The sequence below is a fragment of the Paraburkholderia unamae genome (genome assembly GCF_003096875.1).
GTDB classification, from domain to species: Bacteria; Pseudomonadota; Gammaproteobacteria; order Burkholderiales; family Burkholderiaceae; genus Paraburkholderia; species Paraburkholderia unamae.
Genome location: NZ_QEOB01000001.1, coordinates 783225 through 801521 on the forward strand (window position 1 = coordinate 783225; position 18297 = coordinate 801521).

At 66.7% G+C, this 18297-nt stretch carries 16 protein-coding genes; 5 read left to right on the plus strand and 11 right to left on the minus strand.

The window, feature by feature from the left end; all coding sequences use genetic code 11:
- Positions 1-50 precede the first annotated feature (50 nt).
- The 4 genes from C7402_RS03490 to C7402_RS03505 form a co-directional block, all read right to left on the minus strand.
- Entirely contained in the window at positions 51-284 is a 234-nt protein-coding gene (locus C7402_RS03490; RefSeq protein ID WP_112171922.1) for a Fis family transcriptional regulator, read from the minus strand.
- The gene (dusB, locus tag C7402_RS03495; RefSeq protein WP_116609602.1) at positions 281-1357 is read right to left on the minus strand and encodes a tRNA dihydrouridine synthase DusB; all 1077 of its coding nucleotides are present in this window, start codon (positions 1355-1357) and stop codon (positions 281-283) included. The genes C7402_RS03490 and dusB overlap by 4 nt, the downstream gene beginning before the upstream one ends.
- 204 nt (positions 1358-1561) lie before the next feature.
- Positions 1562-2848, minus strand: coding sequence for a UbiH/UbiF/VisC/COQ6 family ubiquinone biosynthesis hydroxylase (locus tag C7402_RS03500; RefSeq protein WP_116609603.1), 1287 nt, complete (start codon positions 2846-2848; stop codon positions 1562-1564).
- A 37-nt stretch (positions 2849-2885) separates the two neighbouring features.
- Complete coding sequence (locus C7402_RS03505) at positions 2886-4355, minus strand: aminopeptidase P N-terminal domain-containing protein (protein ID WP_116609604.1); 1470 nt, start codon at positions 4353-4355, stop codon at positions 2886-2888.
- A 161-nt stretch (positions 4356-4516) separates the two neighbouring features.
- On the opposite strand from C7402_RS03505, the gene C7402_RS03510 reads away from it, so the two are divergent.
- Positions 4517-5128 (plus strand): glutathione S-transferase C-terminal domain-containing protein, encoded by a 612-nt coding sequence (locus C7402_RS03510; RefSeq protein WP_112171916.1) that lies wholly within the window; start codon positions 4517-4519, stop codon positions 5126-5128.
- Between the two features lie 134 nt (positions 5129-5262).
- Here C7402_RS03510 and C7402_RS03515 read toward each other — a convergent pair whose 3' ends face one another.
- From C7402_RS03515 to C7402_RS03525, 3 genes are all read right to left on the minus strand, one after another.
- The gene (locus C7402_RS03515; protein ID WP_116609605.1) at positions 5263-6870 is read right to left on the minus strand and encodes an FMN-binding glutamate synthase family protein; all 1608 of its coding nucleotides are present in this window, start codon (positions 6868-6870) and stop codon (positions 5263-5265) included.
- A gap of 248 nt (positions 6871-7118) precedes the next feature.
- Complete coding sequence (mnmA, locus tag C7402_RS03520; protein ID WP_116609606.1) at positions 7119-8330, minus strand: tRNA 2-thiouridine(34) synthase MnmA; 1212 nt, start codon at positions 8328-8330, stop codon at positions 7119-7121.
- 16 nt (positions 8331-8346) lie between these two features.
- Positions 8347-8844, minus strand: coding sequence for an NUDIX hydrolase (locus C7402_RS03525; RefSeq protein WP_116609607.1), 498 nt, complete (start codon positions 8842-8844; stop codon positions 8347-8349).
- 305 nt (positions 8845-9149) lie between these two features.
- Between C7402_RS03525 and C7402_RS03530 the strand changes: the two genes are divergently transcribed.
- Genes C7402_RS03530 through C7402_RS03540 form a run of 3 tightly spaced genes read left to right on the plus strand, consistent with a single transcriptional unit; the run spans position 9150 to position 12094 of the window.
- Entirely contained in the window at positions 9150-10301 is a 1152-nt protein-coding gene (locus C7402_RS03530) for a Re/Si-specific NAD(P)(+) transhydrogenase subunit alpha (protein WP_116609608.1), read from the plus strand.
- A gap of 17 nt (positions 10302-10318) precedes the next feature.
- Positions 10319-10639, plus strand: coding sequence for an NAD(P) transhydrogenase subunit alpha part 2 (locus C7402_RS03535; RefSeq protein WP_112171911.1), 321 nt, complete (start codon positions 10319-10321; stop codon positions 10637-10639).
- Entirely contained in the window at positions 10640-12094 is a 1455-nt protein-coding gene (locus C7402_RS03540) for an NAD(P)(+) transhydrogenase (Re/Si-specific) subunit beta (protein ID WP_116609609.1), read from the plus strand.
- Positions 12095-12169: 75 nt separating this feature from the next.
- Here C7402_RS03540 and C7402_RS03545 read toward each other — a convergent pair whose 3' ends face one another.
- Together C7402_RS03545 and C7402_RS03550 are read right to left on the minus strand one after the other, a co-directional pair.
- Positions 12170-12856 carry a helix-turn-helix transcriptional regulator gene (locus C7402_RS03545; protein ID WP_116609610.1) on the minus strand — a complete coding sequence of 229 codons (687 nt, stop codon included), beginning with the start codon at positions 12854-12856 and terminating at the stop codon, positions 12170-12172.
- 160 nt (positions 12857-13016) lie between these two features.
- Positions 13017-13406: a VOC family protein gene (locus C7402_RS03550; RefSeq protein WP_112171908.1), complete on the minus strand. Its 390-nt coding sequence runs from the start codon at positions 13404-13406 to the stop codon at positions 13017-13019.
- A gap of 237 nt (positions 13407-13643) precedes the next feature.
- Between C7402_RS03550 and C7402_RS03555 the strand changes: the two genes are divergently transcribed.
- Entirely contained in the window at positions 13644-14402 is a 759-nt protein-coding gene (locus C7402_RS03555) for a glycosyltransferase family 2 protein (RefSeq protein WP_116609611.1), read from the plus strand.
- A 60-nt stretch (positions 14403-14462) separates the two neighbouring features.
- On the opposite strand, the gene C7402_RS03560 is transcribed toward C7402_RS03555, so the two are convergent.
- Positions 14463-15791: a THUMP domain-containing class I SAM-dependent RNA methyltransferase gene (locus C7402_RS03560; RefSeq protein WP_116609612.1), complete on the minus strand. Its 1329-nt coding sequence runs from the start codon at positions 15789-15791 to the stop codon at positions 14463-14465.
- Between the two features lie 346 nt (positions 15792-16137).
- Complete coding sequence (locus C7402_RS03565; protein WP_116609613.1) at positions 16138-18234, minus strand: site-specific recombinase; 2097 nt, start codon at positions 18232-18234, stop codon at positions 16138-16140.
- Positions 18235-18297: the final 63 nt, after the last annotated feature.

An 18297-nucleotide genomic window follows, 5' to 3' on the forward strand; every position in this document is an offset into this window, starting at 1 on the left:
GCCGAGAGATCGAGGGGGCCGCGCCGAAAGTCCAGTAAAACGCAGCGGCGTTACAGCAGGCCGTGCTGCTGGAGCTTCTTGCGCAGCGTGTTGCGGTTGATGCCGAGATACTCGGCGGCCAGCGACTGATTGCCGCCTGCCTGCTCGAGCACCACCTCGAGCATCGGTTTTTCGACGCACGCCATCACCATTTCGTAGACGTCGTGCGGATTGCTGCCGTCGAGATCCTGGAAATAAATGCCAAGACTCTCGCGGACGGATTTTTCGATGTTGTGCTTGCTCATGCTGCCAGTCGATCGGTTGATTCGCCGCCGTCGTTGCCGTCATCGCCGCTGTTGTTCTCGTCGTCGACGTAGACGAGGCGCTCGGAACGCGCCTTCTGCTCGTCGAAGAACTGGTTGACGGCGACGAGCTGCTCGCGCGTGGTGTCCAGCGTATTCATACGATGCCGGAACGTATTGGCGCCGCAAAGGCCGCGAGTGTACCAGCCGATATGCTTGCGCGCAGTACGCACACCCGTAAACTCGCCATAAAACGCGTAGTGGTCCTCCAGATGCTCATTCATGATCGACTGGATTTCGTCCACGCGCGGCGGCGGCAGCAGCTCGCCCGTCGCCAGGAAATGTTCGATTTCACGGAACAGCCACGGGCGTCCCTGCGCCGCGCGGCCGATCATGATGGCATCTGCGCCCGTGAGCGCGAGCACCTCGTGTGCCTTGCGGGGCGACGTAATGTCGCCGTTGGCGACCACGGGAATGCCCGCGGCGGCTTTGACCGCGGCAATCGTTTCGTACTCCGCTTCACCGTGATAGAGGTCGGCGCGCGTGCGGCCGTGCACGGTGAGCATGGCGATGCCGCAATCCTGCGCAATGCGCGCGATGGTGAGCGCGTTGCGGTTGTCGCGGTCCCAGCCGGTGCGGATCTTGAGCGTAACGGGCACGGCATCGGGGCCCACGCCCACGGCGTCGACCACGGCCTTGACGATGCGCGCGACGAGCGGCTCGTTTTGCAGGAGCGCCGAGCCGGCCGCAACGTTGCAGACCTTCTTGGCCGGGCAACCCATGTTGATGTCGATGATCTGCGCGCCGTTGGCTACGTTGTAGCGCGCGGCTTCGGCCATCATTTCCGGGTCGGCCCCGGCGATCTGCACGGAGATCGGCTCGACTTCGCCCGCGTGATTGGCGCGGCGCATGGTTTTTTCGCTTTTCCAGAGCTGCGCGTTCGAGGCGACCATCTCCGAAACCGCGTAGCCCGCGCCAAGGCGCTTGCACAACTGACGGAATGGCCGGTCGGTCACACCCGCCATGGGGGCGACGAACAGGTTATTACGCAGGGTGTGACGGCCGATAGTGAACATGACGCGCGTGCGAAGCCGGTTGCCGCGACCCGGATGAAATTCCGGCTGGCGCGGCGGGCGGCGTGTATTTGAAAAGGGGAAACGCGTATTTTAGCGTTAACGAGATGGCAGGTCGCGCTAAGCGGACCCTGGTCTTGTTTTGCGGCGGGGTGAAGCGCTTTAAAGCCCTTTAAAGAAATGTGATTCGACCCCGTGATGGCGCTGCTAACTCCGCTGCCCAAACATCATCTGCCGCGCGAGCGCCGTTTTCACGGGCGGCGCGAATTCCAGCGCGGTGAGCGCGAGCCCGCGCAGCGTGGCGAGCGGGCCGAAATCGACGGTGAACAGTCGCGCGAGCGTATCGGTCGCGCCGATCGTCATGCGCCGGTCGAACGCGCGGCGGCTCGCGAAATCGGCGAGCGCGCGCGGCGTCGCGCCATGCTGCGCGAGGGAATCGGTGAGTGCGTGGGCGTCGCGCAGGCCGAGATTGAGGCCCTGGCCGGCCACCGGATGCAGCGTCTGCGCCGCGTTGCCAACCGCCGCGATGCGGCCGTGACCCGAAACCAGCGCGTCGAGCGCGTTCAGGCCGAGCGGGAACGCCGCGCGCCCGTGGACCTGCGTGAAGCGCCCCATGCGCGGGCCGAACGCGACCCCGAGCTCGGCGAGGAAATCGGCGTCGTTCAGTTGCGCCCGGCGCTCGGCCTGCGCCGGCGAGCAGCACCACACGAGCGCGTAATCGGCGCCGCGCACGCCGCCCATCGGCAGCAGCGCAATCGGGCCTTCGTTCGTGAAGCGCTCCCACGCCACGTGCGGCTGCGGCGCGGACAGCGTGACCACGCCGACCAGCGCCGTCTGGCCATAGTCACGCGTGCGCTTGATGTCGCCGCGCGCCTGCGCGGGCGGGGCGCTGGCGGTGTCGCGGTTGTTGCTTGCGTCGCCTTCGTCGGCTTCGTCTTCCACCGGACGCTGCGCTTGCGGACGATACAGTCCGCCTTCGGCGTTCACGAGAATGCGCGTGCGCAAGCGCCGTTCGACGCCCGCGCTCAACACGGGCAGCGTCACGCCGTCGTGTTCGACGACCGGATCATGCGCCTGCGCGTGATGGAGCCAGTGCACGCCCGTGCCGCGCACGGCTTGCGCGAGCGACTGCACGATCGCGCCGTAGCGCGCGACATAGCCGAGCGCGGGCAGGTCGTAGTCGTGGCGGTCGATCAGCGTGCGCCCGAAATGGCCGCGCTGCGAAACATGGATGCGCTCGATGGGCGTCGCGTCGTGCGGCCACGCGAGCGCTTCGAGCAGCGTGCGGCTGCCCTGCGAGACGGCGATCGCGCGTGGGTCGCCGGCGCTGTCTTCGGGCTCGCGCGCGTCGATCAGCGCGATCGAAAGCCCTTGCGTGGCGCTGCGCCGAGTGAGCCAGCCCGCGAGCGCGAGGCCCACCGGACCCGCGCCGACGATCGTCACGTCGTGATCGAACGGCGTAGGCGCGTTCGCGCCGCCGGAAACTGCGTTCATGTCGTTTGCTTCGCTTCGTCTGGAGTCTTCGCGCGCGTCAGGCGCGGCCTTGTGCGTTCTGCATCAGCGCTTCGATTGCATCGGCGGCCACGGGCACGTCGCGCGTGATGAGTTCGCAACCGGTTTCGGTGACGATCGCGTCGTCCTCGATACGGATGCCGATGTCCCAGTAGCGCTCGGGCACGTCCTCGGCCGCGCGGACATAGAGGCCCGGTTCGATCGTCAGCGTCATGCCGGCTCGCAGCGTGCGCCAGGGCGGCGGGGCGTCGGGATTCTCCGCGCTTTTCGCTGCGCCGCGCTCGCGGTAATCGCCCGCGTCGTGCACGTCCATACCGAGCCAGTGCCCGGTGCGGTGCATGTAAAAACGCGCATAGGCGCGCTCGGCGATCACGTCGTCGACGCTCGCAAAGCGCTGCCGGTCGACGATGCCCGTATCGAGCAGCCCTTGTGCGAGCACGCGCACGGCGGCCTCGTGCGGCGCCTCGAAATTCACGCCGGCGCGCGTGGCGTCGATGGCGGCTTGCTGCGCGGCGAGCACGATGTCGTAAAGCTCGCGCTGCGCGCTCGTGAAGCGGCCGCCCGCAGGGAACGTGCGTGTGATGTCGGAGGCGTAACCGTTCAGCTCGCACGCGGCGTCGATGAGGATGAGGTCCCCCTCGCGCGCCACGGCGTTGCCTGCCGGATAGTGCAGCACGCAGGCGTTCGCGCCCGCAGCGACGATCGAGCCGTAGGCCGGCGCCTGCGCGCCGTGCTTGCGGAACGTATAGAGCAGCTCGGCTTCGATTTCGTATTCGCGCATGCCGGGGCGGCAGGTTTGCATCGCGCGCACGTGGGCGAGTGCCGAGATTTTCCCGGCGCGCCGCATCGTGTCGAGTTCGTGCGCGTCCTTGATCACACGCATGTCGTCGAGAAGCGGCAGCAGGTCGTACGCGGCGGCGGGGGCAGTGACGCCGCTGCGTCCTTGCGCGCGCACCGCGTCGATCCAGCGCTTCACCTGCGCATCGAAGCGCTCCGAGCCCGCGAGCGCGTAATGCAGCGCCGGGCGGTTCGCGATGAGCTGCGGGATGCGCGTGTCGAGTTCGTCGAAGGGGAATGCGGCGTCGAAGCCGAACGCCTCGCGTGCGCCGTCGGGTCCGTAGCGAAAGCCTTCCCACGTTTCGCGCTCGACGTTCTTCGCGCGGCAGAACAGGACCGCGGCGGGCTGGTTCTCACCCGCGTTCGCGTCGAGCACGAGCAGCGCCTCGGGCTCCGTGAAGCCGGTGAGGTAGTAGAAGTAGCTGTCGTGCCGGTAGGGATAATCGGCGTCGCGGTTGCGCAGCGCTTCGGGCGCGGTCGGCACGAGCGCGACGCCGCCGCCTTGCGCGCGCAGCGCGGCCAGCACGCGTTCGCGGCGCGCGCGATAGAGCGCGGCGCCGCCGTCGGGGCCGTGCTGCACGTCGGCAGCGGGGTGGGTTTCGCCAGTGGCGGCCGGGGCGGTTTGCCTGAGGGTCGACGGGTTCGAGTCCATGCTGTGATTGTAGCGCCTCACTACAAAGGGACGCGGCCAGTGCCGTTGTCGTCTTTCGCTGACATTAGCTGTCGGAAAAAAGCTGACGAAAATCAGACTACGCGTCAGAAAAAGGTGAATACCACGTATACTTCGGCCGGATTCCAGAAAAGGCAGGTGCGATGAAACTTATCGGTTCGCTCGGCAGCCCGTATGTCCGCAAGGCGCGGATCACGCTCGCCGAAAAGAAAATCGACTACAAGCTGGTGCTCGAAAACGTGTGGACCGCGGAAACCGCGATCCACGATTTCAACCCGCTCGGCAAGGTCCCGTGTCTCGTGATGGACGACGGCGAGGCCGTGTTCGACTCGCGCGTGATCTGCGAATACGTCGACATGCTGTCGCCCGTGGCCAAGCTCATTCCGCCCGCGGGCCGTGAGCGCATCGAAGTGCGTTGCTGGGAAGCGCTCGCCGACGGCATGCTCGACGCGACCGTGCTGATTCGCCTCGAAGGCACGCAGCGCACGCCGGAGCAGCGCAACGAAGCCTGGGTGAAGCGCCAGGAGCGCAAGATTCATGAAGGCCTCGACGCGATGGCGAAGGGGCTGGGCGGCAACACGTGGTGCGCGGGCAACCGCTATTCGCTCGCCGATATCGCCGTGGGTTGCGCGCTCGGCTATCTCGACTTCCGCGTGCCGGATCTGAACTGGCGCGAGACGCATCCGAATCTCGCGCGCCACTACGAGAAGCTCTCGCAGCGCCAGTCGTTCATCGACACGGTGCCGCAAAACTAACGGGCTTCTAACGTGACAACGCCCGGCGCGGCATGGCATTGCCCCCGGGCGTTCGCAGCAGGACGCGCGCCAGGCGCGCCCTCTGACTCCTGATTCGCCGCGCCCCCTCATTGCGGCGGCGCGATCGCCATGTCTCAGGCGATCTTTTCCTCGGCCGGCGCAAACGAATCGCTGCGCGCAACCGGCCACCACTTCTCATACAGCTGATAACGATAGCGGCCTTCGAGCAGATCGCCGGGCTTCAGGTATCTGAGCAGTTCCGACATCAGCTTCACTTCATACGACGACACGCGCCGCACGATGTGATGCGCACGCAGATCCGACGGGCTGGAGAGACCGGCGGCCTGGATCAGCTCCTGGAGCGCATGCAGCGTGTTGTGATGGAAGTTGAAGACGCGCTCGCCCTTGTCGGGCACATTCAGCGCACGCTGGCGCACGGGGTCTTGCGTGGCGACGCCGGTCGGGCAGCGGTCGGAGTGGCACTTCTGTGCCTGGATGCAGCCCACGGCGAACATGAAGCCGCGCGCGGAGTTGACCCAGTCCGCGCCGATCGCGAGCGTGCGCGCGATGTCGAATGCAGTGATGATCTTGCCGCTCGCGCCGATCTTGATCTTGTCGCGCAGGCCGATGCCCACCAGCGTGTTGTGCACGAGCAGCAGGCCTTCCTGGAGCGGCGTGCCGATATGGTCGGTGAATTCGAGCGGCGCGGCGCCCGTGCCGCCTTCGGCGCCGTCCACGACGATGAAGTCGGGCAGGATGCCGGTTTCGAGCATGGCCTTGGCGATGCCGAAGAACTCCCACGGATGCCCGATGCACAGCTTGAAGCCCGTGGGCTTGCCGCCCGAGAGCTTGCGCAGACGCTCGACGAATTCGAGCAGACCGCGCGGCGTGGAGAATTCCGAATGGCGCGCGGGCGAGACGCAGTCCTTGCCGATAGGAATGCCGCGTGTTTCGGCAATCTCCGGCGTGACTTTCGCCGCGAGCAGCATGCCGCCGTGGCCGGGCTTCGCGCCTTGCGAGAGCTTCACTTCAATCATCTTCACCTGCGGTTCGCCCGCGAGGCGCTGGAACTTCTCGGCGCTGAAGGTGCCGTCTTCATTGCGGCAGCCGAAGTAGCCCGAGGCGATTTCCCAGATGATGTCGCCGCCGTTCTCGCGGTGATACTTCGACATCGAGCCTTCGCCCGTGTCGTGCGCGAAGCCGCCTTTTTTCGCGCCCATGTTGAGCGCGCGGATCGCGTTGGCGGAGAGCGCGCCGAAGCTCATCGCCGAGATGTTGAAGATCGACATCGAATAGGGATGCGCGCGGTTGCCGCCCACGAGTACGCGAAAGTCGCTGCCTTCGAGCTTGGTGGGCGCGAGCGAGTGGCTGATCCACTCGTGGCCCACGGCCTTCACGTCGAGCTCGGTGCCGTACGGGCGGCTGTCGACGGCGTTCTTCGCGCGCTGGTAGACGAGGCTGCGCTGGGCGAGCGAGAAGGGCTTTTCGTCGGTGTCGTCCTCGACGAAGTACTGGCGGATCTCGGGCCGCACGAACTCGAACAGAAAGCGCAGATGGCCCCAGATCGGATAGTTGCGCAGGATCGCGTGACGCTCCTGGAACATGTCGTAGATGCCGAGCGCAACGAGCAGCGCGGGCACGATCACGCAGTACCACGACAGATGATGGAGCGCCGCGGCGGCGACGCAGGCTGCAAGCAGCAGCACCGCGCCCCACATGGCGAGATAACGTCGGGAAAACATTGGGGGGAACTCCTCGAACTTGATTTGATGCGCGCGCCTGCATCCTCTCGTAAAGGGGCGGTGCGCGTCAGCCGCGCGGGTTGCCGGGCGCGGCTTGCGGGAATGATGCCGCAAGTTCGTGAATCTGGCCGGGAATCGGGCAGGGTGCTTGAGGGATCTGCGGGCAAGGCGAAAAAGTCTGACGTAAAAAAAGCGGCGCCTTGCGCGCCGCCTTGTTATTCCTTACGTTTGGCCTGCCGTGGCCGGCGTCATGCAGCCGTTGTTGACGGTGCCGCTGCCGCAGGCTTCTTGCGCGCCACGCGCTTCTTTTTCTTCGGCGCTTCGGGCGGCGGCACGGCCGGGATGTGCGGCTCGAGCGTGGTCACCGCTTCGATGATGCCGCCGCCCAGGCACACGTCGCCGTCATAGAGCACCGCCGACTGGCCGGGCGTCACGGCCCATTGCGCGTCGGGAAAGCGCAGCGTGAACTGGCCCGCGCCGAATTCGTCGGCCGTGTGGAACGAGCAGGGCGCGTCGGCCTGGCGATAGCGCGTTTTCGCGCCGCACGCATGATCCTGCGCGGGCGGTTCGCCCGCCACCCAGCTCACGTTGCCCGCGCGCAGTTCGTGCGCGAGCAGCCACGGATGGTCGTGGCCCTGCACGACATAGAGCGTGTTCGACGCCATGTCTTTGCCCGCCACGAACCATGCTTCGCCGCTGCCGTCCTTGCTGCCGCCGAGGCCAATGCCCTTGCGCTGCCCGAACGTGTAGAACGCCAGGCCGATGTGCTCGCCCACGACCTTGCCGTCGGGCGTCATCATCGGGCCGGGCCTGGTCGGCAGATAGCGGTTCAGGAAGTCGCGGAACGGCCGCTCGCCGATGAAGCAGATTCCTGTGGAATCCTTCTTTTTCGCGTTCGGCAAACCGATTTGCTCGGCGATCTCGCGCACCTTCGTCTTGGGAATCTCGCCGAGCGGGAACATCGTCTTCGAAAGCTGTGCCTGGTTCAGGCGATGCAGGAAGTACGACTGGTCCTTCGTATGGTCGAGCGCCTTCAGCAGTTCGAAACGACCGTCACGCTCGGGGTTCTGGCGCACGCGCGCATAGTGGCCCGTGGCGATCGTTTCCGCGCCGAGCGACATGGCGTGGTCGAGGAAGGCCTTGAACTTGATCTCGGCGTTGCACAGCACGTCCGGGTTCGGCGTGCGGCCCGCGGAATACTCGCGCAGGAACTCCGCGAACACGCGGTCCTTGTACTCGGCGGCGAAGTTCACGGCTTCCACGTCGATGCCGATCAGGTCCGCGACCGACACGACGTCGATCCAGTCCTGACGCGTCGAGCAGTACTCGCCGTCGTCGTCGTCTTCCCAGTTCTTCATGAAGAGGCCGACGACGTCGAACCCCTGCTCCTTGAGCAGCCATGCGGTAACCGACGAATCGACGCCGCCCGACATGCCTACCACCACTTTACGTTTGCTCATTGCCTTGCTGCCTTGTTCAGCGCTTGGGTCCCGCGCCTGTTTTGGGCGCCGTCGCGTGCGTCTGGACGAAATCCAGCGGCACGCGCTTGCCTGCGAGGTAATCGTCGACGCAGCGCATCACGAGCGGCGTGCGATGACGCTCGCTCGCCGCGCGCAACTCGTCTGCGCTCATCCACACCGTGCGGACGATGTCCGGGTCGAGGGCGCGGTTTTCCGGCTCGGCCGCGACACTGCCGCAGTACGTGAAGCGCAGATACGTCGCGCCGCTCTCGCCCGGCTTGCCGAAATGCGTCATGTACACGCCGACGAGCGCCTCGGGCGTGAACGCGTACGCGGTTTCCTCGAGCGTTTCGCGCACCACGGCCTCGTGCAGCGTCTCGCCCGCTTCCAGATGCCCGGCGGGCTGGTTCAGGCGCAGGCCGGCGCCCGTGTGCTCCTCGACGAGCAGAAAACGCCCGTCGCGCTCGACGATCGCGGCCACGGTGACGTGGGGTGCCCAGGTTTCCTCATTCATGGGCCGGTATTTTACCGGCACGCCGCAAACGGTGCCCGGGGCCGGATCGTTTGCCAACCTGACGGGATGGCTGCCGGTCCCACATGCCTGGTTCTCCCGACCGTCCGGTCGGACGGCGCGGGATGTTGTGTGCAACGCACAAAAGCGGGCAATTCCCGCTATAAGCGCGCTGCTGCTTTCGGTTAAAGTGGTGCCGACGTTTTGCCGTTGCAATGGATGCCGGCGCTTCAACGCCGTTTTGCCGGCCTCCCTTCGCTCGAATCGAGCCAGAACAGATAGAACAAGAAGGCGAGGAGGAAACAACAATGCATATTGGAGTGCCTGCCGAGACGCGGGCGAACGAAACCCGCGTGGCCGCGACGCCGGAGACAGTCAAGAAGTACGTCGCACAGGGCCATACGGTCACGATCCAGGCGGGCGCCGGCACTGGCGCGAGCTATCCCGACGAGGCCTATACGGCCGTTGGCGCGCAGGTTGCCGACGCCGCCACGGCGTTTGGCGCGGAACTCGTGCTCAAGGTCCAGTCGCCCACCGTCAGCGAACTGCCGTTCATGAAGCGCGGCGCCGTGCTGGTCGGCATGCTCGATCCCTTTAACGCGGAGAACGCCGCGAAGCTTGCCGAGGCGGGCGTCACCGCCTTCGCGCTGGAAGCCGCGCCGCGCACCACGCGGGCGCAAAGCCTGGACGTGCTGTCCTCGCAGGCCAATATCGCCGGCTACAAGGCGGTGCTCGTGGCGGCGAACCTCTATCCGCGCTTCATGCCGATGCTGATGACCGCCGCCGGTACGGTGAAAGCCGCGCGCGTGCTGATTCTCGGCGCGGGGGTGGCGGGCTTGCAGGCCATCGCCACGGCGAAGCGCCTGGGCGCGGTGATCGAAGCCTCGGACGTGCGCCCGGCGGTAAAAGAGCAGATCGAGTCGCTCGGCGCGAAATTCCTCGACGTGCCCTACGAAACCGATGAGGAGCGCGAAGCAGCGGAAGGCGTGGGCGGCTATGCGCGCCCCATGCCGCCCTCGTGGCTCACGCGCCAGTCGGCGCTGGTGCACGAGCGCGCGAAGCAGGCCGACATCGTCATTTCGACCGCGCTGATTCCGGGCCGCGATGCGCCGACGCTCCTGCCCTCTGAAACCGTGCAGGCGATGAAGCCCGGCTCGGTGGTCATCGACCTCGCGGCAGGGCGCGGCCCCGTTGCCGATCAGGCCAGCGGCCGACGCGGCGGCAACTGCCCGCTCACCGAGGCCGACAAGGTGGTGATGCAGCACGGCGTGCAGATCTGCGGTTACACGAACCTTGCCTCGATGGTCGCCGCCGACGCCTCGGCGCTCTACGCGCGCAACCTGCTCGACTTCCTGAAGCTCATCGTCACGAAGGAAGGCGCGCTCAACATCGATCTCGCGGACGACATCGTCGCGGCCACGCTGCTGGCCCGTGACGGCGCTGTCGCGCGCAAGGCATGACGAGGAGGAGAACAAGAATGGAAGTCATCAACCATACCGTCATCAACCTGATCATCTTCGTGCTGGCTGTGTACGTGGGCTATCACGTGGTCTGGAACGTCACGCCCGCGCTGCATACGCCGCTCATGGCCGTGACCAATGCCATCTCGGCGATCGTGATCGTCGGCGCAATGCTCGCCACGGGCCTCACCGTGGGCGGCGCGGGCAAGTTCTTCGGCACGTTTGCCGTGCTGCTCGCGGCCGTGAACGTGTTCGGCGGGTTCCTCGTTACGAGGCGGATGCTGGAGATGTTCCGCAAGAAGGAACCGAAGAAGCTTCCGGCCAAGGAGGGCGCATAAATGAGCATGAATGTCGTTACGCTCCTTTATCTGGTGGCGTCGGTCTGCTTCATCCAGGCGCTCAAGGGGTTATCCAATCCCAAGAGCGCACGCGCCGGCAACCTGTTCGGCATGGTCGGCATGGCCATTGCCATTCTCACCACGCTTGCGCTGATCGCGAAGGAGTCCGCACAGTTCGGCTCGAACCTCGGGCTGGGGCTTGCACTGCTGTTCGGCGCGCTCGTGGTGGGCGGCGGGCTTGGCGCTTTTGTCGCGGCGCGCGTCGAGATGACGAAGATGCCGGAACTGGTCGCGGCCATGCACTCGCTGATCGGTCTTGCGGCGGTGTGCATTGCGTATGCGGTCGTTTCCGAGCCTGCCGCGTTCGGGCTGGTGGCCGAGGATGCGCCGTATCCGGGCTTCCTGCCGTACGGCAACCGCATCGAACTGTTCATCGGCACGTTCGTCGGTGCGATCACGTTCTCAGGCTCAGTGATCGCCTTCGGCAAGCTCTCGGGCAAGTACAAGTTCCGCCTGTTCCAGGGCGCGCCCGTGGTCTACCCCGGCCAGCATCTGATCAACCTGATGCTCGCGCTCGGCATGATCGGCTTCGGCGTCCTGTTCTTCATCACGCAGTCGTGGCTGCCGTTCATCATCATGACGTTGATCGCGTTCGCGCTGGGCGTGCTCATCATCATCCCGATCGGCGGCGCGGACATGCCCGTGGTCGTGTCGATGCTGAACTCGTACTCGGGCTGGGCGGCGGCGGGCATCGGCTTCTCGCTGAACAACGCGATGCTGATTATCGCGGGGTCGCTGGTGGGCTCGTCGGGCGCGATTCTCTCGTACATCATGTGCCACGCGATGAACCGCTCGTTCTTCAACGTGCTGCTGGGCGGCTTCGGCGGCGAGGCGAGTGCGGCGACGGCGGGCGGCGCGCAGGAGCAGCGTCCGGTGAAGTCGGGTTCGGCCGATGACGCCGCGTTCATGCTCGGCAACGCCGAAAGCGTGGTGATCGTGCCGGGCTACGGTCTTGCCGTGGCGCGCGCGCAGCATGCGTTGAAGGAACTGACGGACAAGCTCGTAGAGAAGGGCGTGGACGTGCGTTACGCGATCCACCCCGTAGCGGGCCGCATGCCGGGCCACATGAACGTGCTGCTCGCGGAAGCGGAAGTGCCCTACGACATGGTGTACGAGATGGAGGACATCAACAACGAGTTCGGCCAGACCGACGTGGTGCTCGTGCTGGGCGCGAACGACGTGGTGAACCCCGCGGCGAAGAACGACCCGAAGTCGCCGATCGCGGGCATGCCGATCATCGAGGCGTACAAGGCGCGCACGATCCTCGTGAACAAGCGCTCGATGGCGGCCGGTTACGCGGGTCTCGACAACGAACTCTTCTACATGGATAAAACCATGATGGTGTTCGGCGACGCGAAGAAGGTGATCGAGGAGATGGTGAAGGCGGTGGAGTAAGCGCTGCCGGCTTCGAACCTACGCCAAAGGCGCGCAGCGATGCGCGCCTTTTTCGTTGGCGAGCGCTTGAATGCTTCACAGCGAAGGCGCATTCACGCGCCGCAGATAATCGGCGAGACGCCGTCCGCTCACGTCGGGAAACGGCTCGAGCACGTCCACGTTTTCCATGCGCGCGATATTGAAATTGCGGAAGTCCTCGCGCATTTCGCACCATGCGCCCACGGTCCATTGCGCGCCCCAGTACACGAGGCCAAGCGGCCAGATGCGCCGCTCCGTATGCGCGCCGATGCGGTCGCAGTAGGCGAAGCGCACGACGAGCCGCGTATCCACGGCGCGATGCAGCGCGTCGAGCTTGTCCGAGAACGTGGGGTCCATGTGATACGCGGGCGCGAACACGGCAAGCCGTTCCAGCACGGCGCGCTTTTCCGCGGGCATCGCGGCGGCGATCTTCGCGAGTGCGCCCCGAGCGCCGCTCGCGAGCGCCGCACCGCCCCACGATTCGGCCATGCGCGCACCCACGGCGAGCGCCGTGAGTTCGTCGGCGGTGAAGGTGAGCGGCGGCAGGCTCGCCGTGCGCGCGAGCCGGTAGCCGATGCCCGCTTCGCCCTCGATCGGCACGCCCGAGAGTTGCAGGTCGCGCACGTCGCGATACACCGTGCGCGGCGAGACTTCGAGCCATTCGGCGAGTTGCTGCGCGGTGGTGAGGCGCCGGCCGCGCAGCAGTTCGGCGATGCGAAAGAGGCGGTCGGCGCGACGGGTCATGGCAGGGTGGGTGCGAGGTCGGACGCGGTGAGCGGCATAAGGACGATAAGCACGTTAGGCACCGTAAGCACTTTGGGCACTTTGGGCACGATAGGCACGAGAAACACCATAAGCCCTTTAGCCGCGAATGATACCGCCGCCCGCGCGCCGCGGTTCGCGCTTAACCGAGCTTGGGCGCGTGCAGGCCCACGCGGTTGCCTTCGGTGTCGATGAAGAAGCCGATATAACCGAAGTTGTTCGGCAACTCGACGGCCGGCCCCTGCTGCTTGCCGCCCGCCTTCTGCACGCGGTCGAGCACGGCCGTGACCGAGGGCTGCGCGTTCAGATACACGAGCACGCCCTTCGGGTCAGGCTTGGCGTCGTGCGGATTGAACACGATGCAGCCTCCGGTTTCCGTTTCGGTGTGCGCGAAAAGCGCCATGGGCACGCCGCCGACCACCTCGCGTTGCAGTGCGGTGTCGAAAGCGGTTTCGTAAAAGCGGGCGGCGCGCTCCAGGTCGTGCGCGGGGATTTCGAACCACGAGATCACACGGGACAGATCGGTTGACACGGTACACTCCTCGTAAGCTACGGCGGACGGTAGGTGGCGGCAGCCGGGCGGCGGCGGCCTCGCCGGATGGCGTAGAAGCAGTGTGCAGGGGGCCTGCTGACAGCGTGCTGTCAGTAGCCTTGCCGGGCGTCGCGACGCGCGTTTCGAAGGTTTTCGAGAGAGAGGCGGCGGCGTATCTGGTGTAATCGCGGGGTCCGCTTGCGGGTTGCAAGCCGCTCCAAACGCCTACGCACACGTATGTCACCCACCGTTTCGATCATCACTCCCACGGGCAACCGCGAGCCCTTCCTGCCGGCCATCTGGCGCTGCATCGAGCGGCAGCGCGTGGCGTGGGAGTGGCTCATCCTCGACGACAGCCCGCAGCCCAGCGAGTTTCTCCGCGCGCTGTCGCAGACCGATGGGCGCGTGCGCTACTACTGGTCGAAAACGCGCATGTCGATCGGCGCCAAGCGCAACTTTCTCGTGAACGAATCGCGCGGCGCGCTGATCGCGCACTTCGACGACGACGACCATTACGCGTCACACTATCTCGCGGGCATGGTGCGGATGCTGGAGGACAACGGCGCGGACCTCATGAAGCTCTCGACGTTCTGGATGTACGCGCCGCACACGCAGTTCTTCGGCTACATGGACCTGAATGCGCGCGTGGGGCTGCATTACATGCTGACCGGCAACAGCGTTGCGACGGTCGAATTCCACGACAAGATGAAGATCGGCGCGGACTTCATCCTCTTCTATGGCTTCTCGTACGTGTATCGCAAGGCGCTATTCGACGTGGCGCGCTTCGACGAGGTCGATTTGTGCGAAGACGAGAGCTTCATTCGCCGCATCGTCGAGGCGGGCCGCACGGTGCTTGCCGCCGACGACAAGCAGGCGAGCTGCCTGCACCTGATCCATCCGGCTTCGACCTCGCGCTGCTTCTCGCGCTATTCGATGCCGGCGTTCACGCTGCCGAAGATGTTTCCGGAGTACGAAGGGTATCCGCTGGCGGTTTAGCGCCGCGCTGAGGGGCGCGTGGCGGCGAGAGCGTTGCTCGCCGCCACGCGTTTGCGAACGTCAGTTCGCGTCGCCGTTGCCGTTGTCCTTGCCGGCGGCGGGATTCGCGCCGCCGCTGGCGGGACGCTGGCGCACGCTGCCCGCGATCAGGTCGAAGCGGAACAGGCGGCATTCGAGCGCGCCGTTGTAGAGCGGCGTCTTGGCGGCTTCACGCAGGCGCAACTGGCCCGGCAGCTTGCGGTCGGACGTGAGGACGAATGCGCGCCAGCCGGTGAAGCGCTGCTTGAGCGCGTCGCCGAGCGCCTGGAAGAACTCGGCGTCGGGCGCTTCGTCCTTGGCACGGCGAAAACCTTCGTCGTCGTCACCGCGCAACTCGCGCGCCGTGGGGCGCGCCTCGCCGCGCGCATTGCGCCCGCGCACCTCGATCCGCTCGCCATACGGCGGATTCGCCACCAGAACGCCGGGCGCGTCGCTGGGCGGCGTCATGTTGCGTGCGTCGAGCTGCTTGAGCGGCACGTTGCCGAAGCCCGCGCGCTTGAAGTTCGCGCGTGCCTTTTCCAGCATGACATCGGAGATGTCGCTACCGAAAATCAGCAGATCGCGCGGCTTGCTCTGCGCGGCGTTGCGCGCCGTGTTGGCCTCGCTCTTGAGGTGGCGCCACGCGGCCATGTCGGCCTGCTTGAGCGACTCGAAACCGAAGCGGCGATCGAGCCCCGGCGCGATGTCCTGCGCGACCTGCGCGGCTTCCGCAAGGAAGGTGCCGCTGCCGCACATCGGGTCATAGAGCGGCGTGCCGGCCGTCCAGCCCGTGAGGCGCAGGATGCCCGCGGCGAGATTCTCGCGCAGCGGCGCCGCGCCCTTGTCCAGACGCCAGCCGCGCTTGAAGAGCGGCTCGCCCGAAGTGTCGAGATAAAGCGTGCACTCGTTCGCGGTGAGGAAGGCGAAGACGCGCACGTCGGGATACGCGGTGTCGATGCTCGGACGCGCACCCGCCTTGTCGCGCATGCGGTCGCAGATCCCGTCCTTCACGCGCAGCGTGGCGAATTCGAGGCTGCGCAGCGGCGACTTGATCGCAGTGATATCGACGCGCAGCGTCTCGTCCGGCGTGAACCACTGGTCCCAGCGCTGTTCGCGCGCGAGCTCATAGATGTCCTGCTCGCTGCGGTAGGGGCGCTGGGCGATTTTCAGGAGCACGCGGCTCGCGATGCGCGAATGCAGGTTCGCGGCGATGCCGCCGGCCCAGTTGCCGCGAAAGTGCACGCCGCCGGGCACCTCGGCGCCGACCTGGAGCGCGCCGGGCGGCAGGCGCCGTTGCGCGGTTTCGGCCAGTTCGGCGGCGAGCGCGGCTTCGAGGCCGCGCGGGCAGGGAGCAAAGAAATCGAGAGACATGAAGAAGGATGGGACGCTGCGGGGAAGGCGCTATTGTACGCGGGTTGCGCGGGGCGCCTGGGATGGGTGGTCGTTGCTGCGGCGCTCGGGGTAGGGCGTACCCCGCTGCGCTTATCCGGCGGGCGGCTTGAACACATGCGCCTTATCGGAACCATCGGAGATCTTCGCGGCGGATACCCGTGTCGCGGGCGACCCGTGCCGTGGCACGGGCGCGCGCAATCACATCTGGCGAGTGGGCGATAAACGCCGGCCGCCGTCACGGAGTGGAACCTGAGTGGAACCCATTGGCTCAGACGGATCGTCAGTCAATTTCCCGCTTTATCGCTTTATTTGCTACTAACCTATCTCAATCCACTCCCTTTCGCATCGGCCACACGAGATCGATCGGGCGCCGCACGATGCGCCGCCAGACCACGCGCATGAGCGGCCGCACGTCCTTGCGGCGCAGGTCGCGCGAGCGCAGCGCCATCTGTAGGGCGAGCGCGAAGCTCACCGCGACGTTGAGCACCGCCATGCTGGCGACGCCCGCGACGGCCCACCACAGTTCGCCCGAGCGCAGCGCGCCGGGGCCGAGCACGCCCAGCGCCACGCCGATCGAGCCCGCCGAGAGCGTCACGTGGCGCACCTCGTAATGGAACGCGATAGCCGAAACCACGGCAGGCACGATGCCGAGCATCATGCCGAGCACGACGTTGCCCCACACGCCGGCCGCGTTCACGCGGCAAAAGCGCGCGAGGCGCGCCGCGCCCGCGACGCCGAGCGTCATGCGCAGCCGCCGGTTCCACGCGAGCGCGTCCTCCACGCGGTGCAGCACGAACCAGTTGTCGGCCCATCCCGCGAACAGGCTGGAGAGCCACAGCAGCACGCCGGTCAGCGCGGCATAGAACGGCGTGGGCCCGGCGAGCGAGAACGATTGCAGCGTCGAGTGCGCCTTGGCGGGCGAGATCAGCTCGGCGTGAAAGAGCCAGCCGCACAGCAATTGCACGGCGAGGCACGCCGGAAACACGAGCAGCACATTGCCCAGCACGGCCGCCGCCTGAGTGCGCATGAGCGCCACCACGGTCGAGGCGAAGCGCGCCCGGCCCGGCGGTTCCTTCGCGTCGTCGAGCTCGCGCGCGAGGGTGGGCGCGGTCATCGCGGGCTGCTTGGTCGCGAGCGAGAAGTGGCAGAAGTGCATGACGAGGAAGCTCAGCGCGTAGTTGAACCCCGCAAACACGCCCTCGATCATCGACGGCAAATGGGCGCCCGTGATGCCGAACTTCACATACACCGTCACCGCCGTCACGAGCCCGCCGCCCGCGGCCATGCGCAGCATCGCGAGGTATTCGGCGCGGTCGCGCGCGATGTAGTGCTCGCCCGTGTCGGCGGAAAGCTCGACCACCTTGCGCGAGAGCAGCGCGAAATTGCTGCGCAGCAGGTGCGCGATGCTCTGGCTTTCCTGGTTCGCTTTCACGAGGTCGGCCACGAGGCGCGCCTGCAACGGGGCGTCGCCGGCGGCCATCCATGCGTCGAGCAGGCGCTCCGCGCGCACGATCCGCATGCGCATGCGCTCGACCTGGAACACCGTGTCCACGCGCACGCCGTTGCGGTAGAGGTGGGCGAAGACGTCGTTGGTGGCGCGGCGGCAGTCGTCGAGCAAGAGGCGCAGCCACGTCACTTCGTGCAGCAGACGGGCGGCGTCGCCCTCGTCGCGCGCATTTTCCACCGAGAGCATCGCGCGCGTGAGGCGGTAGAACGGCAGGCGCTCGACGGCCACGTGCGCGTCGTCGATCGAAAGGCGGCCGCGCACCGTCGGCGAAAGGCCCGTGGAGCTGATCTGGCAGGTGAGGTTGTGCAGCGCGGTCAGCAGGTCGAGCGAAAACTCGCCGGGCTGCGGCGTGGAGGCGGGCGCGGGTGCTTCGACCGGTTCGGCGGCCAGCGCTTTGAGCCGCGCGAGCAGTTCCGGCGGCAGCGTGGCGATCCATTCGGGGTCGAGCGTTGCCGGGAACATCAGCGTGACGAGCGCGGCGAGGTCGCGCCGGTTCGGCGCGGGCGGAATGAGCTGCGCCTGCAAGCGGCCCACGAGCGCGCCGAGCAGACCCGAATGCACCGGCATGCCCGCGTCGCACAGCAGCGAAATGCTGTCGCTCTCGCGCAGCAGCTTGCGCAGCATCGCGCCGACGTTGGCCTTCCAGGCTGGGTTGCGATCGAGCACGTGCAGCAGGTAGCGCACGCGCGCATGTTCGGGCGGTGCGCGGTGCGCCGGGGCGTCGGCTTGCGCGCCGGAGTCCGGCTGATCGAGCTGGCCGCGCCGGTGGATCCAGTGCGCGAGTTCGATCAGCCATTCGCTGCGCTCGGCGTAGGGCGCGTCGGCGTCGGCGAGCGCAAGCAGCGCGTCGAGCTGCTGTCCGGCGTTGCGCGACGCGCGCCATTTTTTCCAGAGCGTCTTGAGGGAGTGGAACATGAGGCGTGGGTGAGGACGGCGCGGCGGGCGGCCCGGTGCGGCGGGCCGAGGGCGAAAGCAGCC

Coding starts and splice junctions, on each gene's coding strand:
- C7402_RS03490 (WP_112171922.1), bottom strand. CDS start 284: ATGAGCAAGCACAACATCGAAAAATCCGTCCGCGAGAGTCTTGGCATT.
- dusB (WP_116609602.1), bottom strand. CDS start 1,357: ATGTTCACTATCGGCCGTCACACCCTGCGTAATAACCTGTTCGTCGCC.
- C7402_RS03500 (WP_116609603.1), bottom strand. CDS start 2,848: ATGAACGCAGTTTCCGGCGGCGCGAACGCGCCTACGCCGTTCGATCAC.
- C7402_RS03505 (WP_116609604.1), bottom strand. CDS start 4,355: ATGGACTCGAACCCGTCGACCCTCAGGCAAACCGCCCCGGCCGCCACT.
- C7402_RS03510 (WP_112171916.1), top strand. CDS start 4,517: ATGAAACTTATCGGTTCGCTCGGCAGCCCGTATGTCCGCAAGGCGCGG.
- C7402_RS03515 (WP_116609605.1), bottom strand. CDS start 6,870: ATGTTTTCCCGACGTTATCTCGCCATGTGGGGCGCGGTGCTGCTGCTT.
- mnmA (WP_116609606.1), bottom strand. CDS start 8,330: ATGAGCAAACGTAAAGTGGTGGTAGGCATGTCGGGCGGCGTCGATTCG.
- C7402_RS03525 (WP_116609607.1), bottom strand. CDS start 8,844: ATGAATGAGGAAACCTGGGCACCCCACGTCACCGTGGCCGCGATCGTC.
- C7402_RS03530 (WP_116609608.1), top strand. CDS start 9,150: ATGCATATTGGAGTGCCTGCCGAGACGCGGGCGAACGAAACCCGCGTG.
- C7402_RS03535 (WP_112171911.1), top strand. CDS start 10,319: ATGGAAGTCATCAACCATACCGTCATCAACCTGATCATCTTCGTGCTG.
- C7402_RS03540 (WP_116609609.1), top strand. CDS start 10,640: ATGAGCATGAATGTCGTTACGCTCCTTTATCTGGTGGCGTCGGTCTGC.
- C7402_RS03545 (WP_116609610.1), bottom strand. CDS start 12,856: ATGACCCGTCGCGCCGACCGCCTCTTTCGCATCGCCGAACTGCTGCGC.
- C7402_RS03555 (WP_116609611.1), top strand. CDS start 13,644: ATGTCACCCACCGTTTCGATCATCACTCCCACGGGCAACCGCGAGCCC.
- C7402_RS03560 (WP_116609612.1), bottom strand. CDS start 15,791: ATGTCTCTCGATTTCTTTGCTCCCTGCCCGCGCGGCCTCGAAGCCGCG.
- C7402_RS03565 (WP_116609613.1), bottom strand. CDS start 18,234: ATGTTCCACTCCCTCAAGACGCTCTGGAAAAAATGGCGCGCGTCGCGC.